The organism is Xanthomonas sp. WCS2018Noco2-27 (assembly GCF_031843525.1).
Taxonomy (GTDB): Bacteria; Pseudomonadota; Gammaproteobacteria; order Xanthomonadales; family Xanthomonadaceae; genus Xanthomonas.
Genome location: NZ_JAVTIK010000012.1, coordinates 1 through 16,531, shown reverse-complemented (window position 1 = coordinate 16,531; position 16,531 = coordinate 1). Strand labels below are relative to the sequence as shown.

Genomic DNA, 16,531 nt, shown 5'->3' with positions numbered 1-16,531 from the left:
ACCATGGGCATCATTATCTGGTTGATCATCGGCGGCATCGTGGGTTGGCTGGCCAGCATCATCATGCGTCGCGATGCACAGCAGGGCATCATTCTCAATGTGGTGGTCGGCATCGTCGGTGCAATGATCGCTGGCTGGTTTTTAGGCGGCGGCATCAATCAGGCGATCACCGTGATGACCTTTGTCTGGTCGCTGGTGGGTGCGGTGATTCTGCTGGCCATCGTCAATCTGTTTACCCGTGGCCGCGTGCGTTAACAGCGTCCTATAAACCGGTGGGTGCGGTCGTCAGGTGCATACGGACAACACGGCGTCATCGTAGCGTACGCGCGGCATCCGTCTCCGGGCATCGGCCGCATGCACCCGTTAGTCGCTTGGCTGTTTTGCTGGTCGCTTTAAAAACGGCTAAAGAGCAGCCGCCGGTGGAGATGGACGGCACGGGAGAACCGCAGCGTACGAGCGGTATGTACCGATTCCGGGCACCGGCCGCGCCTTTGACGCCTGCGCGGTCGATTGGTTAGCCGATCTAAATCGCGCCACATCGGTGACGACACTGCCCGGGCAGTGTCGTTTCAACTGCCGGCAGCGGCGCGATCTGCCGGATGGTTGACGCCGTCTTCCACCTGCACCGCGATGTTCAGCGCATATGGGTTGACGCCGTCCAGGCAGCCGACGTTGTAGCCGTATTCGTTGGGATTGGAGCGGCGCCGGTGATGGGTGTAGATGCCGCATACCCCGCAGAAATAATGCGCGGCGGCGTGCGTGTTGAACTGATACAGGCGTAGCACGTCTTCGCCCTGCCGCACGTGCAGGCCATCGAGCGCGACCGAGGCGACGATGGCGCCACGACGGCGGCACATCGAACAATCGCAACGGCGTGGATCGAGCAGGCCGTGCGGCAATTCCAGGTCGATCTGCACGGCGCCGCAATGGCAACTCAAACGGTGGACCGGCCCCAGCGTCACGTCGCCGATCTTGTGGGTGCTGCGACGCAGATGACGCTCGCTCATGCGCCGGCCTCCGCCAGTTGCACCCATGCCGGGGCGTGGTCGCTGGGGCGTTCCCAGGTGCGCGGTTCGCGGTCGATGCCCGACGCCACCGCGCGTGCGCGCAGCGCATCCGACACCAGGGTCAGGTCGATGCGCAGCCCCAGGTTGCGGCGGTACGCGGCCTGGCGGTAATCCCACCAACTGAACTGCTCGGCTTGGTCATGATGCAAACGGAACGCATCGTGCAGGCCCAGCGCCAACAGTTTTTCCAGCGCGGCGCGCTCGGCGGTGGAGGTGAGGATGTGGGTCTCGTTCCACACCACCGGGTCGTGCACGTCGCGCGCGTCCGGGGCGATATTGAAGTCGCCCAATACCACCAACTGCGGGTGGCGCTGCAGCTCCTGCGCGATCCAGGCGTGCACCGCATCGAGCCAGCGCAGTTTGTAGGCGTATTTGTCGGTGCCCACGTCCTGCCCGTTGACCACGTACAGATTGATGATGCGCACGCCATCGACGGTGGCGGCGATGACGCGCTGTTGCACGTCATCGAACCCGGGGATGCCCATCTGCACGTCCAACGCCGGCGCGCGCGACAGGATCGCCACGCCGTTGTAGGTCTTCTGCCCGCAGAACACGCTGCGATACCCAAGCGCGGCCAGCGCCGCGTCCGGGAACTTGTGGTCTTCCAGCTTGGTTTCCTGGATACCCACCACGTCCGGCGCGACGTCGGTGAGCCACTGTTGCAGGTGCGGCAGGCGCACGTTGAGCGAGTTGACGTTCCAGGAGGCGATCTTCATGGCGGGGGCCGTGGTCCAAACCACCAATGGTACCGCGCCATCTCACGACGCCTCAGGGCTGCCCCACGATCCGCACCCCCAACTGGTTGGCGACCGGGCGTTCGCGCCCCGGAATGCCGGTATGGATGGGCCGGTTGAGCGTGCGCACGCGGCCGTCCACGCGGGCGGCCAGGGTGCTGGAGCCGCCGCCGTCCAGGTTGATGGCGGCGTTGGCACCGAGCTGCTGCAGCACGGCGGTCAGCGCGTCCAGCGACATGCCGGCGCTGTAGCCGGGCTGGCGGCCGTCGGCCACCACCATCCACAGCGTCTTGCCGGCACGGTCCAGGCCCAGCGCGCTGCGCGGTTCGGGGCCGTCGTAGTAGTCGGCGCGGCTGGCTTCGCGCGGTTGGCGCTTGCCATCGAGCAACAGCAGCGGGCCGGCGCCCACACCGACGCGTGTGCCGGACGGGCAACTGCCGCGCACGAGGCGCACGGCGTTGCGCGCGCTCACGCAAAAAGCGGCATCGACGCGCGCATCACTGGTTGCGGCGGCCGAATCGAGATGGCCATCGTCGATGGCCAGGCCTTCGGCGGTGACGCCCTGCCCGGCTGCCGGGACGAACGCCTTGTCGAACAGATGCCCGCCATCGAACGGCAGGAAATAGTCGGCATTGATCGCCAACGCCAGCCCGTTATCGCGTACGAAGGCAGTGGTGGGATTGGCGAGAAATTCGCCACCGCCGCTGCGGTCGCCGTGCGTGCCGACCAGTTGCAGGCCTGGCGTGGTCAGGTCGATCTGGGCGATGTGCAGCATCACCGGCTGCGGCCCATCCAGGCGCTGGCGCCAATAGCGCACGCCCGGCGCCAGCGTGACCGGCGCGGCAGGTGCGGGCACCGGTTGCACCAGCGGCTCGATGGTCACGCGCGCACGCGCCTGCGCGTGATCCAACGCGGCCAGCACCGCATCGATGCGTGCCGGCGGTGTGCGCAATAGCAGCGCTTGCGCCGGTGCCGACTGCAGCAGCTGTGCCAGGCCAACGCAGCGCGCAGCGCTGCAGGATGCAGTGTCGCTGCCCACGCGTGCCGGGCCGTCGGCATCGTCGAGCACCTGCAACGCAATGCGATTGTGCTCGGCCGGTTTGCAGCGGGTTACCGCCGCCAGCACGTCGTCGGGCCATTGGCCCCAGCAATCGTCGCTGACGATGGTCTCCATCGCCACGAACGGCGGCGTTGCTGCGGGCGTGGCCGCTTGGTCGGCACACGCATTGCCGATGCATGCGGCCATCAGACAAATGCCCAGCGCCGCTGCGCTGCGTCGATCAGAACGCATAGTCCACTCCCAGGTAATACGCGCGGCCGTTATCCAGTTGCTCGCGCATCAATTGCTGATCGGCGCCGATGACGCGGGTCAGCCGCGCGTTGCTGAGGTTGCGGCCCTGCACGGTCATGCGCAGCTTGCTGGTGAAGCGCCATGCCAGCTGTGCGTCGTAGCTGGTGATGGCATCGTAGTAACGGTCGTTGACGCGGTTGTCGGTGGCTGCGGACAGCAATTGCAGACCGGTGTAGTTGGCGCTGACGCGTGCACTGAAGCGGCCGAGGTCGTACAGCAGCGAGGCATTGGCGCTGCGCTTGGGCGATTCCATCAGGCCGGGCAGCGCGCGCAGGCTGCCATCGCTCATCTGCACGTCGGCAGTGCGTGGGTCGAGCACGGTCAGATTGGCCATCGCGCCCAGATGCGACCAGGCACCGGGCAGAAAATCGAACCGCGTATCGATAGCGGTGAACTCGACGCCGCGCACGCTGGCCGCGCCGGTATTGATCGCCTGGGTGGTGGTGACCTGATAGGTGCCGACCAGCCCACCCGGATCGCGCTGCAGATCGGTGTTGGTGACGCGCACGATCTCGTCGTCGATGCGCTTGTGGAACACGGCCATCGACAACTGCGAATCCTGATCCGGGTACCACTCCAGCGACAGATCCAGATTGTCGGCGCGGCGTGGACGCAACTGCGGGTTGGCGATGCTGCGGTTGATGGTCAAGCCGGTGGTATCGACCACCGGGCTGCTGTTCTGGCCGATATCGCCATAGGTGGGCAGGCCGATGGTGCGGCTGCCGGCCATGCGCAGTTTCAGCGCCGGGGTGATGTCCCAGGCAAGGTTGGCCGATGGCAGCAGAAAGCGCCGGTCGCTGGCGTCGGATTGCTGCAGATAATTGGTGGTGCTGCTCAGGGGCTGCGGCACCGCACTGAGCACGTCGCGCTGCAGATACTCGTTGCGCAGGCCGAAGGTGGCCTGCGTGCGTTCGCCATGCCAGGTACCCATCAGGTAGGCCGCGCCATTGCGTTCGTCGATACGGAAATCGCTGATCGCGCTATTGCGCGCATTGGTGTTGGCCAGTACGTAGGCGCCTGGCGAGGCGCCCGCAAACGCGGCCACCCGCGCCGGGTCGACCAGCAGCAGGCAGCTGAAATCGGCATACGGACAGATGCGCGCATCGTCGGTCCCTACCGTCGCCAGGCTGATCCGTCCGACCGGATTGCGACGCACTTCGTCCAGGTTATAGCGCTGCTGCAGATCGCGGTACTGCAGGCCGGTCCGTAGCCCCCATCCCTGCGCATCGGCATCGGCGTTCTGGCTGTAATCGACCTTGAAGGTGGTGGTGTCGGTGCTGCTCTTTTCCACCCGTGTCAGAAAGTACGACTGTAGGTAGTTGGCCGGGTTGCTGTAGTAGCCGGGGTCGACCAGGGCGATGGTCGGGCGCGTGTCGTTGCCCAGCGCGTAGCCGAATCCCAGCCGTGCGGAGGCGGCCGCAGTGAACACGTCTTCGCGCGTGTCTTGTCGATACTTGCCAGTGGCACGGTTGAACAACACATCGATGTGGCCCTGCGGATTGAGGCGAAAGCTGCCGTTGACTTGCGCATAGCGCAGCGTGCGGGTCTGGTCGAAGCGGTTGGCATCGGTCTGTGCGCTACCCTGCGCGTAGCGGCCGTCGTCGGCATCGGCCACCAGCGCATTGCCGACGCGGTTGATCCACTGCGAGCGGCGTTGTTCGTCGTTGCCGTGTTCGAAGGAGCCGGCGCTCAACGCCAGTTTCAGCGCATCGCCATCGTCGTATTCCAGCTTGCCGAACACGCTGCGGCGCTGACGCACGTTGTCGTAGCTGAGCGGGCGGAAGCGGTCCGGGGCGATCGCCATGCCGTTGGTGTCCAGCGTGGGGACGAGGGTCTGCCGCGCGCCGTTGGCGTAGTAACTGTAGCTGTCGATGGCGGTGTTCAACGACGACGAATCGCGACGGAAATAATCGGCCGACAGCACCACACCGAAGCGATGGTCCGGCCCGAACGTGTTGCTGAAACTGCCCTGCACCTGCCCGGACGGGCCGCTACCTTGCAGCTGCCGGCGGTTTTCCCAATCGGCCAGATTCGCGCGCACGGTGGCGAACGGGCCGTCGTGATCGAACGCGCTGCGCGTGCGCAGCGACGCGATGCCGCCGATGGCATTGCTGTCCATGTCGGCGTTGAAGGTCTTGTAGATATCCACCTGCTGCGCCAGCGATGCAGGAATCACATCCAGCGACTGCACGCGCCGGCTGGTTTCGGTGGACGGCAGCGCCACCCCGTCGATCAGCACCGTGTTGTAGTCGGGATTGAAGCCGCGCAGGCTCATGAACTGCGCCTCGCCGCGGCCGTTGTTGACCACCATCGACACGCCCGGCACGCGCTGCAACGCCTCGCCCAAGCCGAAGTCGGGGATCGAGCCGATATCGTCGGCGGCCACGCCATCGGACACCACCGCGGCCTCGCGCTTGGCGCCGATGGCCTGGCGGATCGACAGATGCTGGCCGGAGACCTGCACCGCATCCAGCTGCACTGGTACGTCGCTGGCGGGAGCCGCCCCGGACGGCGCCGGCTCGGCGGCATGGGCGCTCAGGCTGGCACTGACGCACAGGGCCAGCAGACACAGGTGCGGGCACGGGCGGGTAGTGAAGCGGGACATGGGGCGGCCAGTCGAGGATGAGACCGTTAATTTAATAACTTCCTGTGAATTAATTATTTCAGTCCGGTGCGGGTAAGCTTGCGGTTCCCCCGTGACACCGCGCGCCATGTCCTCCACTGCCGCCTTTGCGCTGCCTCCACACACGCCCCCCTTGCCCGGCTTGAGCCTCAACGAGCGCGACATGCTCGACCGCTTGCGGCTGGCCGGGGTGCTGACCCGCGCCGACCTGAGCCGCGGTACCGGGCTGACCGTGCAGACCGCAGTGCGCCTGATCGAAGGCCTGCAGGCGCGCGGCATGGTGCACATGGGCAGCAGCATCGCGCGCGCCGGGCGTGGCAAGCCGGGCGTGGCGGTGTCGTTGAACCCGGGGCACGGCCACACCTTGGGCATCTCCATCGCCACCGATGCGCTGAGCCTGGCGCTGATGGACTTTTCCGGTGCGGTGCTGGCTGGCAACGAGGTCGCCCTGACCGATACCACCTTGTATGGCGTGCTGACCCAGCTGCAGGCGGCCGATGCCGCGCTGCTGGCGAGCGTCGACGATGCCGGCCCGCGCCTGGGCATCGGGGTGGCGATGAGCGGCTTTTTTACCGGTGTGGACACTTTCATCAATCCGCCCGAGCCGCTGCGCGCCCTGGGCCAGATCGCGCTGTGTCCGTGGCTGGCCGACGCCTTTACCCAGCCGGTGTGGATGGACAACGACGGCAGCGTGGCAGCGGCAGGCGAAGCGATGCTGGGCGTGGGCCGGCGGCATCGCGATTTCGCCTATCTCTACCTCAGTTACGGCTTCGGCGGCGGGCTGGTGGTCGATGGCCAGGTGCTGCGCGGCGCCCGCGGCAACGCCGGTGAGTTCGCCGGCATGCTGCCCGCGCAACAGCTCGAACGCGCCACGCTGGAGTTGCTACGCGAACTTGTGGCCGAAGACGGCATCGCGCTGCCGGATGTGCGTGCGTTGCTGGCCGCCTACGACCCGGCATGGCCGGCAATCGAACGCTGGATCGCACGCAGCGCGCCGGGCGTGTCGCTGATCGTCTCGGCGATCACCGCGGTGTGCGACCCGGAAGCCATCGTCTTCGGCGGTCGCCTGCCGGCGGATCTGGCGCAACGGCTGATCGCCGCCGTGCAGATCGACAACCAACCGCGCCGTGGCCAGGGCCGCCCGATGCCGCTGCTGCTGCCGGCCGAAGCACCAGCCGATGCGTGTGCGATCGGCGCGGCAACGCTGCCGTTGAAGGCGCGTTACTTCCGTTGAGTGGTGGCAGCGATACAGCGGCGCTGGCGCTGGCAGGCACGCGCCTGGCTGTCGACCACGCACCCGCTCGACGGTCGCGCTGGAGAGGGCGCATCACCGTGCTGCCGCAACCGGCATTCGGCAGCAATAGCCAAACAATTCCACCGCCAGCGCACGTGCCTGTTGCTGCTGTTGTTGCGGCATCGACTCCAGCAACTCGTCTTCTGCCTGCAAAGGTGCAGCTGCATCCAGCGCGCGGCCCGGCGGTTGCCGCGCGGCCAGCCGCCAGGCCGCCGCATACACCGGGTCGGGTGCGTGCAACAGCGGTGATTCCACCACCTGCGCCAGGGTTTCGATGGCATCGCGATGGCCTGCCAGCGCCAGCGTTTCCAGCTCGGCCACCGTCGCGGCCACCTCCTGTTCGTCGCTCGCCGACAGTTGCGCGGGCATGCCGGCGGGTGCGGCGGCCACCGCACGTTGCAGCAACTCGCTCACGCGCTGGGCAAGCAGATAGCGTTGCGCGTTGGCATCGCCGTGCGCTGCGGCCGTGCGCAGCAGTGCCTCGATCTGTAACGGTGTACCGGCGACGCAACGACGCGCGTTCAACGGCGGCCTGTGCGCGCCGCCGTGCGCGATCTGCGCCGCACGTTGCTCACCCTGCTCGCGACAGGCCAGCTGTTGCATGGCGCTGTCGAACAGGTCCTGCGCGGCGCGTGCAGGCGGCTGCGCGGACGCAACGCCGGCAGGCAGCAACTGGGGCGCAGCGACGCTGCGCTGCAGAGGCGATGCAGCCGGCGTGCGCACGCTCCACATCCCTGCTGCCAACACCGCTGCAATCACACACACCGCCCCCGCCACCGGCCAGAGCAGCCGGGGCCGATGGCATGGCTGCGTGCCGGCGTTCAGCGCAGGCGCCGGCATCAACGCAGCGCCGCTTCCAGCACGGCGCGATCGAACTGCAACGGATTGGCCTGGCGCAGACGCTCCAGTGCAGCGGTGGCGGCCTGGTCGCGCAATTGCACTTCGATCTGCCCGCGCGCTGTCTCCAGCGTGGCGGGACTACGCGCATCCATACGGATCAGGTGATACCCCTCCGGCCCGCGCACCGGGGCCGACACCTCCCCCACGCCCATTCCCTCCACCGGCGCAACAAAGGCATCGGCCACGTTACGCAGGAAAATCGATGACAACTGGCCGCCCTCGGCCGCGGTGCTGCCATCGTCGGATTCGCGCATCGCCAGTTCTTCGAAGGGCGTCCCGGCCTCCAGCTGCTGCTTGAGCTGCTGTGCGCGGGCAAGCGCCTGCGCATCGGTCAACGGTGTGCCACGCCGCGCATCGCCTTGTGGCTGCAACGCGACGAACAGATGGCTCAGGCGCACCTCGTCGTAATCGTGCGGATGCGCGTCGAACTGCGCTTGCACTTGGGTCGCGTCGATCGCTGCGGCATCGCGCGCGCGCCGCTGCATTGCCTCGGCAAGAATCGCATCGGTGGCCTGACGGATGTGCGCGGCCACCACCGGGTCGTCTTGCAGATGCGCCTGACGCGCCTGGTCCACCAGCAGCAGCCGGTCGGCAAATTCGCGAACGAAACTCGGGTCGGCCGCAACGGCCGGATTGGCGTTCTGCGGCAAATCGGCCAGGGCCAGCGCGCGATATTCCGGCGCACTGAACGCCTGCTGCCCGATCTGCAGCACCTTTCCGGAAGCCGGGCGAGTCTGCAGGTGTGCATCGGCCGTGGCGGCCTGCGCCAGCGGCGTGCAGCAGGCAAGGCTCAGCGAAAGCACTTTGAAAAAATGCGATGTGGAAAACATGGGCAATCTCCGTGATGGCATGAACCCGGCGGCGGCAGGTGCCGCCGCCAGGACAGCCGGCCCGCGCGGGCCGGCAACAGCTGCTTAGAGCGGCTAGCGAGCGGTCGTCAAGTGGGCGTGGACGGCGCGCTCAGAACCGGAGCGTACGAGTGGTACATGAGGCCGTCCGCGCCCGCCTGGCGGCCGCGCAGTGGTGTTGTGAGTCGCTCTTAGTCGTGCTTGCCGCGCGCACGCAGGTAGGCGATGGCCGCTTTCGGGTTGTCGCTGGTGATCAGGCCGAAGGCCTCGTCGCGCACGATGAAATCCAGATTGCCGCGATTGTCGGCCGTGTCGCGGCCACCGCCGTAAGAGAAATACAGATCCGACAGCGCGTAGCAACAAGCGCCGCTGTTCTGATAGAACTTGCCGGCAGACGGGCCATCCGGAATTGCCTGGAACACGCCCACGCGATAACCACGCTCGCGAATGAAATCGGCATCGCTCTGCAGCAAGCCGCCGAGTTGTTTGACGTTGATCTCCATCGTCTGGTTACCCGAGTTCATCCATGCCGAGATCGTCTGGCGCACATTGATCTTGCCCAGCATGTTGGTGGTGAACACCGGAATGCCGACCATGCCGCTGCCATCGGCACGGTAAGCATCTCGGCTGGTGTACAGCGTTGCATTGACCTTGGCGGCGACGTAGCTGCCGGAAGCGATGCCAAACACCTTATTGGCTGCACTGCTGACCGCACGCACGGTTTTGGCGTCCTTGATATCGAACACCATCGGTGTGCGCAGCTGGCGCTGTTTGTAATAGGCGAACAGCTCATCCACACGCGGCACGTGATAGCCGGTGGTGGTACGACGATTCGGCGCCAGCAGGAACAACTGGCTGACTTCCGACCACGGGGTGACCAACACGGATGGGTTGACACCCTGATTGGTGATCGGGTCGTACTTCACCCCCGGATGGTGCTGCCACACCGTGGTGGTGCGCCCCAGGTTGTAGTCGTGCAGCAACACCGGCACGCCATCGCTGGTGAGCTTGACGTCCAGCTCCACGCCATCCATGCATTGGTCGTTGGCAGTCTGCAGCGAACCACGCGAGTTTTCCGGCATGTCGGCGATGCCGGCGTAGTTGCCCCATAAGCCACGGTGCGCCAGCACGACGGTATTGGAGGAGTTGAACAAGATGCGTTGCATCTTGACGTCGGAGCTGTCGCTGCAGGCAGCGAGTGCCAGCTGCGGCAGTGCCGCCAGCAGGGCCAGTGCGCCGAGCAGGCGGCAGGCGCGGGCCAGCGGATGTGGAGCGAGGAGGGTAAGCATGGTCTCTGTGTCCCGGTTCGTAGGTGCAGGAAGGGCAAGGGATGGACGAGAGCCGATGGGTCGACGCAACCGGCGAACTCGCTTGCAGCGCACTCGCCAGCCGGTCGATACCGGGGGAGAGGCCAAGCCGTGCGTGATCAGCGTTCGGCTTGCGGGCCAATTTAGTCACTCTCCATGACTTAATTTCTTCGCTGGTGTTGCGGTTGTTCGCGATCGCGCAGGCGTTGCGTGAAAAACGAAGTAGGCGACCGCAATCGCGCCGTGGCACGCAACGACGCCGCGATGGCGGCATGCGCGCGCAGCACGGTGGGTCCTGCGGATCGACATCTGAAGCCGCTCGCATCTTGGTCAGCACCGCGTTGGATCGCTGCCTGCCTCTGCGCTCTGCCAAGCGTCGATCGCTGCGGACCGGCCTTGGCGCTGGCGGGCGCGCGTCGCTGCGCGGTCTCACCCTCTGCCAAAACGCAGAACGCCGGCACAAGGCCGGCGTTCTGCGTTGACAGCGATGGGTTACGCGATCGGTCAGTGACCCGACGCACCGCTGGCACCCAGGCCGGTTTCGGCACGGATCTGCTGCGCCTTGAACGCCGCGCGTTCGTTGGCCGCCTGCGGGCTGCGATCCAGCACCGAGAACAGCCAGATGCCGACAAAGCCAATGGTCATCGAGAACAGTGCCGGCGAGGTGTAGGGGAACGGCGCCGACCCGGCCGCGTTACCCAGCGTGTCCACCCACACCGACGGCGACAGCACCGTGAGCACCAGCGAGGAGATCAGGCCCAGGAAGCCGCCGGTCACCGCGCCGCGCGTGGTGCAGTTCTTCCACAGCAAGGACAGGATCAGCACCGGGAAGTTGGCCGACGCGGCGATGGCGAAGGCCAGCGACACCATGAAGGCCACATTCTGCTTCTCGAACACGATGCCCAGCAGCACTGCGATCACGCCCAGCACCAGGGTGGTGGCACGCGAGACCTTCAGCTCCGAACCCGGCGCCGGGTTGCCCTTCTTGATCACCGTGGCGTACAGGTCGTGCGACACCGCCGAGGCACCGGACAGGGTCAACCCTGCGACCACCGCCAGGATGGTGGCGAAGGCCACCGCCGAGATGAAGCCCATGAACACGTTGCCGCCGACTGCATTGCCGACCAGCACCGCCGCCATGTTGGCCGCACCCTTGCCGCCGTGGATGGTGCCGGTGGCGACGTCCGCGAACTGCGGATTGGTCAGCACCAGGGCGATCGCACCGAAGCCGATGATGAAGATCAGGATGTAGAAGTAGCCGATCCAGGTGGTGGCCCACAGCACCGACTTACGCGCCTGCTTGGCATCGGGAACGGTGAAGAAACGCATCAGGATGTGCGGCAGGCCGGCGGTACCGAACATCAGCGCCATGCCGAAGGAGATCGCCGAGATCGGGTCCTTCACGAAACCGCCCGGCCCCATGATCGCCAGGCCGGCCTTGGCTGCGTCGTCTGGCGATGCACCGCCATTGGCCGCAATCGCGGTCTTCACCCGCACGCCCTCGGCAAACAACGCCTCGAAGCTGAAGTTGAAGTGCCACATGATCGCCACTGCCATGAAGGTCACGCCGGTCAGCAGCAACACTGCCTTGATGATCTGCACCCAGGTGGTGGCGGTCATGCCGCCGAACAGCACGTAGACCATCATCAGCACGCCGACCAGGGTCACTGCCACCCAGTAATCCAGCCCGAACAGCAGCTTGATCAATGCACCGGCACCGACCATCTGCGCGATCAGATAGAACAGCACCACCACCAGCGTGCCGGAAGCGGCAAAGCTGCGGATGGCGGTGGGCGCGAAGCGGTAACCTGCCACGTCGGCGAAGGTGTACTTGCCGAGGTTGCGCAGCCGTTCGGCCATCAGGAAGGTCAGGATCGGCCAACCGACCAGAAAGCCGATGGCATAGATCAAACCGTCGTAGCCGTTGGCCATCACCGCCGCGGTAATGCCCAGGAACGACGCCGCCGACATGAAGTCGCCGGCGATCGCCAGGCCGTTCTGGAAGCCGGTGATGCCGCCGCCGGCGGTGTAGAAGTCGGCGGCCGACTTGGTCTTGGCCGCCGCCCATTTGGTGATCCACAAGGTGCCCAGCACGAAGAAGCCGAACATGCCGATCGCCACCCAGTTGGTGGGCTGCTTGTCGACCTGGCCCATATCGCCACCGGCGGCCAGCGCGAGGCCTGCCGGCAGCAGACCGGCCAAAATCAGAAGAAGGCGCGAAGTCTTGCTCATTTGCGGGCTTCCTCCAGGATCTGCGCGGTCAGCTGGTCGTAGGTGCTGTTGGCACGACGCACATAGATGGCGGTGATGACGATGGTGAACACCATCACCCCGATCGCGATCGGAATGCCGATCGAAGTCACCCCATCGCCGATGGGTTTGGCCAAAAATGCCTTGTCGAAAGCGATCAGGCCGATATAGCCGAAATAGGCCAGCAACATCAGCACGGTGAGCGTCCAGCCGAGCGTGTTGCGCTGGCGCTTGAGCGCGTGGTACTTCGGATTGGCATCGATCTTGGCGATCAATGCGTCATTCGAGACGGTCATGGTCTGTCTCCTGGAGTGCGGGCAGCACGGCCCGCCCACATGCGTGGCGGGCGGCCGATGGGTGAACCTTTAGAAGCTGTACTTGGTGGTGAACTGCAGGCGCGAGATGTCGCCGGAATCGCCGTTTTCGGCTTCGCGGCGGCCGTACATCAGCTCTGCGCCCACATCCACCTTGGGTAGCGGCGAATAGAAGACGTTGGCGCGGATGCTCTGCTGCGACTTGCTCGCCAGCCCGCCGGTGTTGGCCAGCGAATGGTCGTAATCCACGCGCGAATACATGATGGTGCTGCGCAACTTGGCGTTGTAGTCGTGGCGCCAAGCCACCCAGCCGGCCACCGTGCTGACGGTCTGGATGTTGCCGTCGATGTCGATTTCCACGTCCGAGCCGTTGCCCAGGCCCAGATAGCGGCCAAGGCCTTCGCCGTAGGCCAGCTGGTAGCGCAGGTCGTTGCTGGAGTTGATGATCCAGCGGCCGCCGCCGGCGATGGCGCCGCCGAAGTCGGTGTCGTTGGTCAGCGCGCTGCGGGTGCGGTACTGGCGTGCGATCGCCGACAGGCCGAACGTGCCCCAGGTGCCCTTCCAGTTGTACCGCGCGGTCAGATCCGGCATCGCGCCATGGTCCGAGGCCAGGATGGTGTTGCCGCCCCGGTATGGCGTGGTCAGCGTTTCGGTGTTTTCTGCCGACACGCTGAAAGCGCCGCGGGTGTAGCGGATCTGGGTCTGACGGCTGAACAGCGCACCGTCGGTCGGCCCGACGATGTCGGCCGCTTCCGGCAGGATCGTGGCGTCGACGAAGTTGGACCAGGTCTGGCCGGCCAGCCAGTTGTTCCAGCTCATGTAGGCGTGCCGCAAGGTGCCGCCGTACAGATTGTTGACCTGGTTGGCCAGCGCGTTGCCGAAGAAGTCCAGTTCGATGAACCCAGTCAGCTTGTCGCCGTTTTCGGTCACCGTGTCCACGCCCAGGTTGAAGCGCGAGAACTTGGCATGGAAGTCGGTGTCGGTGCTCGACGCCTGTCCCCCGACAGGCGTCTGCGTCGGGATGTACAGGTAACGTCCCACCGCACCTTCAGGCAAGGCACCGTCGCTGGTGCGGGTGGTCATGAAGTCGGCCTTGATGAAACCACCGTAACGAAACGTTGTCCCCGGCAACGCGTTCGGCGTGATGCTGGTCAGCTGGATCGGCTTTTTGCCGGCCGGGAGCGCTGGCGCGGGCGGAGTCTGCGCCTGCAAGGTGCGCACCTCGGTGACCTGCGTCTGCGTCTGGGCAATCTGGCCCTGTTGTTGTTGCTGCGCGGTCACCAGTAGTTGGACCTGACGCTCGAGCTCGGCAATACGTGTTTCCAGCGCCTTTTCCTTTGCCGTCTGCGCGAACGCAACGCCCGGCAGAATGCTGGCCACGAACAATGCGGCCGCCAACGGATGGCGCACCAACGGTGCAGTACGGTGTTTCATGGAACCCTCTCCCCAATGAAGGCCTCGCGCTTGATGGCGATGCTGTGCGGAGCGTGAGGCAGTCCGCGGTTTGCAGCCTATTCGCCTTTGGTCGTAGCTGCAACGCAGCATTCCACAAGGTGACCGATGGTCGCACCAGGACCCGCAATGGATGTGCGCCAGCGCACGCCTTAGGTTACGACCATGGTCTAACGCGCCGTTGACCGCCGGGACAGAATGGATGCGGCACACTGATCGCCTACCGAGGGCAGCTGCCGTGCCCTCTCCCAACAAGTTCATCGCAAGTGAGGGTGCCATGGCTGATGTTTATCCCGTCGATCCCGCGTTCGCCAAGGGCGCACGCGTCAATGGCGAGCAGTACGCAACGCTGTACCGCGAATCGATCGAGCATCCCGAGCAGTTCTGGGGCAAGGCCGCGCAGCGGCTGGACTGGTTCAAGCAACCCACCCAGGTCAAGGACGTCAGCTTTGCGCTGGACGACTTCCATATCCGCTGGTTTGGCGACGGCGAGCTCAACGCCAGCGTCAACTGCCTGGACCGCCAGCTCGCCACGCGCGGCGACAAGACCGCGCTGCTGTTCGAGCCCGACAGCCCGGATGCGGCGTCCTACCCGGTCACCTACCGCGAGTTGTACGAGCGCGTCTGCAAGCTCGGCAACGCGCTGCGCAACCTCGGCGTCAAGAAGGGCGACCGGGTCACCATCTACCTGCCGATGATCGTCGATGCGGCCGTGGCCATGCTCGCCTGCGCGCGCATCGGCGCGGTGCACTCGGTGGTGTTCGGCGGTTTTGCCGCCAACTCGATCGCCGACCGGGTGATCGACTGCCAGAGCAAGCTGATCATCACTGCCGACGAAGGCTTGCGCGGCGGCAAGAAGATTCCGCTCAAGGCCAACGTGGATGCGGCGCTGAAGATTCCCGGCACCAACACGGTCGAAACCGTGCTGGTGGTGCGCCACACCGGTGGCGCGGTGGACATGCAGGCGCCGCGCGATCGCTGGTTCCATGACGTGGTCGATGGCCAGCCGGCCGAGTGCGAACCCGAGCGCATGAACGCGGAAGATCCGTTGTTCATCCTCTATACCTCCGGTTCCACCGGCAAGCCCAAGGGCGTGCTGCACACCACCGGCGGCTATCTGCTGTTTGCCAGCTACACGCACGAAGTGGTGTTTGACCTGCGCGAAGACGACATCTACTGGTGCACCGCTGACGTGGGCTGGGTCACCGGACACAGCTACATCGTTTACGGCCCGCTCGCCAATGGCGCCACTGCGGTGATGTTCGAAGGCGTGCCCAACTACCCCAACGTCTCGCGCTTCTGGGACGTGATCGACAAGCACCAGGTCACCTTGTTCTACACCGCGCCCACCGCGATCCGCGCGCTGATGCGCGATGGCGAAGCGCCGGTCAAGCGGACCTCGCGCAAGAGCCTGCGCCTGCTCGGCAGCGTCGGCGAGCCGATCAATCCGGAAGCCTGGCGCTGGTATTACGAAGTGGTCGGCGACAGCCGCTGCCCGATCGTGGACACCTGGTGGCAGACCGAAACCGGCGGCATTTTGATTTCGCCGCTGGCCGGCGCGGTCGACCTCAAGCCGGGGTCGGCCACGCTGCCGTTCTTCGGCGTGCAGCCGGCGCTGGTCGATGCCGAAGGCAAGATCCTGGACGGCGCCACCGAGGGCAACCTGGTGCTGCTGGATTCGTGGCCGGGCCAGATGCGCAGCGTCTATGGCGACCACCAGCGGTTCATCGACACCTATTTCCGCACCTATCCGGGCAGCTACTTCACCGGTGACGGCTGCCGCCGCGATGCCGATGGCTACTACTGGATCACCGGCCGCGTGGACGACGTGATCAACGTGTCCGGCCACCGTATCGGCACTGCCGAGGTGGAAAGCGCGCTGGTCTCGCACCCCAAGGTCGCCGAAGCGGCGGTGGTCGGCTTCCCGCATGACGTCAAGGGCCAGGGCATCTATGCCTACGTCACCTTGATCGCCGGCGAGAACCCCAGCGAAGAGCTGCACAAGGAGCTGGTGAGTTGGGTGCGCAAGGAAATCGGCCCGATCGCCTCGCCCGACCACCTGCAGTGGGCCCCCGGCCTGCCGAAGACGCGCTCGGGCAAGATCATGCGCCGCATCCTGCGCAAGATCGCCGAAAACGCACCCGATCAACTCGGCGACACCTCCACCCTGGCCGACCCGTCGGTGGTGGATTCGCTGGTCAATGAGCGGCTGACGCGCTGACGCGCGTTGGGAATGGGGAATCGGGATTGGGGAATCGTTAGAGCGGTTCCCTGAGGAGTGGGAAATAAATCGTCGGATTGGGAATTCGTAAAAGCGGGTTCCCGACCCCTACATTTATTCATCGCTGCCAATTCTCATATTCAACGTCACCGCATCGACGCTGTTGCTGT

Annotated in this window: 13 protein-coding genes and 1 other RNA gene; 3 read left to right on the top strand and 11 right to left on the bottom strand. The window is 65.6% G+C overall.

Annotated features, from left to right (window positions below):
• The first annotated feature begins 3 nt into the window (after positions 1-3).
• Entirely contained in the window at positions 4-255 is a 252-nt protein-coding gene (locus RQH86_RS17310) for a GlsB/YeaQ/YmgE family stress response membrane protein (RefSeq protein ID WP_039425819.1), read from the top strand.
• A gap of 314 nt (positions 256-569) precedes the next feature.
• Here RQH86_RS17310 and RQH86_RS17305 read toward each other — a convergent pair whose 3' ends face one another.
• The 4 genes from RQH86_RS17305 to RQH86_RS17290 are packed head-to-tail and all read right to left on the bottom strand — an operon-like array spanning position 570 to position 5,757.
• On the bottom strand, positions 570-1,007 hold the full coding sequence (locus tag RQH86_RS17305; RefSeq protein WP_311240551.1) for a GFA family protein: 438 nt from the start codon (positions 1,005-1,007) through the stop codon (positions 570-572).
• Positions 1,004-1,783, bottom strand: a complete 780-nt coding sequence (xth, locus tag RQH86_RS17300) for an exodeoxyribonuclease III (protein ID WP_055846797.1) — start codon at positions 1,781-1,783, stop codon at positions 1,004-1,006. The genes RQH86_RS17305 and xth overlap by 4 nt, the downstream gene beginning before the upstream one ends.
• A 52-nt stretch (positions 1,784-1,835) precedes the next feature.
• Entirely contained in the window at positions 1,836-3,092 is a 1,257-nt protein-coding gene (locus RQH86_RS17295; protein ID WP_311240550.1) for a phosphodiester glycosidase family protein, read from the bottom strand.
• The gene (locus tag RQH86_RS17290; RefSeq protein WP_311240549.1) at positions 3,082-5,757 is read right to left on the bottom strand and encodes a TonB-dependent receptor; all 2,676 of its coding nucleotides are present in this window, start codon (positions 5,755-5,757) and stop codon (positions 3,082-3,084) included. The genes RQH86_RS17295 and RQH86_RS17290 overlap by 11 nt, the downstream gene beginning before the upstream one ends.
• A 106-nt stretch (positions 5,758-5,863) precedes the next feature.
• Between RQH86_RS17290 and RQH86_RS17285 the strand changes: the two genes are divergently transcribed.
• Positions 5,864-7,009: an ROK family transcriptional regulator gene (locus RQH86_RS17285; protein ID WP_311240548.1), complete on the top strand. Its 1,146-nt coding sequence runs from the start codon at positions 5,864-5,866 to the stop codon at positions 7,007-7,009.
• A 93-nt stretch (positions 7,010-7,102) separates the two neighbouring features.
• On the opposite strand, the gene RQH86_RS17280 is transcribed toward RQH86_RS17285, so the two are convergent.
• From RQH86_RS17280 to RQH86_RS17250, 7 genes are all read right to left on the bottom strand, one after another.
• Positions 7,103-7,801, bottom strand: coding sequence for a hypothetical protein (locus RQH86_RS17280; protein ID WP_311240559.1), 699 nt, complete (start codon positions 7,799-7,801; stop codon positions 7,103-7,105).
• Between the two features lie 107 nt (positions 7,802-7,908).
• On the bottom strand, positions 7,909-8,799 hold the full coding sequence (locus tag RQH86_RS17275) for a peptidylprolyl isomerase (protein ID WP_311260650.1): 891 nt from the start codon (positions 8,797-8,799) through the stop codon (positions 7,909-7,911).
• 68 nt (positions 8,800-8,867) lie between these two features.
• Positions 8,868-8,957: non-coding RNA, sX9 sRNA (locus RQH86_RS17270), on the bottom strand.
• A 51-nt stretch (positions 8,958-9,008) separates the two neighbouring features.
• The gene (locus RQH86_RS17265; RefSeq protein WP_193552646.1) at positions 9,009-9,983 is read right to left on the bottom strand and encodes a glycerophosphodiester phosphodiesterase family protein; all 975 of its coding nucleotides are present in this window, start codon (positions 9,981-9,983) and stop codon (positions 9,009-9,011) included.
• A 645-nt stretch (positions 9,984-10,628) separates the two neighbouring features.
• The gene (locus tag RQH86_RS17260) at positions 10,629-12,356 is read right to left on the bottom strand and encodes a cation acetate symporter (RefSeq protein ID WP_055846771.1); all 1,728 of its coding nucleotides are present in this window, start codon (positions 12,354-12,356) and stop codon (positions 10,629-10,631) included.
• Positions 12,353-12,670: a DUF485 domain-containing protein gene (locus tag RQH86_RS17255; RefSeq protein ID WP_055846769.1), complete on the bottom strand. Its 318-nt coding sequence runs from the start codon at positions 12,668-12,670 to the stop codon at positions 12,353-12,355. Before RQH86_RS17255 ends, RQH86_RS17260 begins: the two co-directional genes overlap by 4 nt.
• 69 nt (positions 12,671-12,739) lie before the next feature.
• Positions 12,740-14,122, bottom strand: coding sequence for a DcaP family trimeric outer membrane transporter (locus tag RQH86_RS17250; protein WP_055846766.1), 1,383 nt, complete (start codon positions 14,120-14,122; stop codon positions 12,740-12,742).
• Between the two features lie 295 nt (positions 14,123-14,417).
• Between RQH86_RS17250 and acs the strand changes: the two genes are divergently transcribed.
• Positions 14,418-16,361: an acetate--CoA ligase gene (gene acs / locus RQH86_RS17245; RefSeq protein WP_055846763.1), complete on the top strand. Its 1,944-nt coding sequence runs from the start codon at positions 14,418-14,420 to the stop codon at positions 16,359-16,361.
• Positions 16,362-16,531 lie beyond the last annotated feature (170 nt).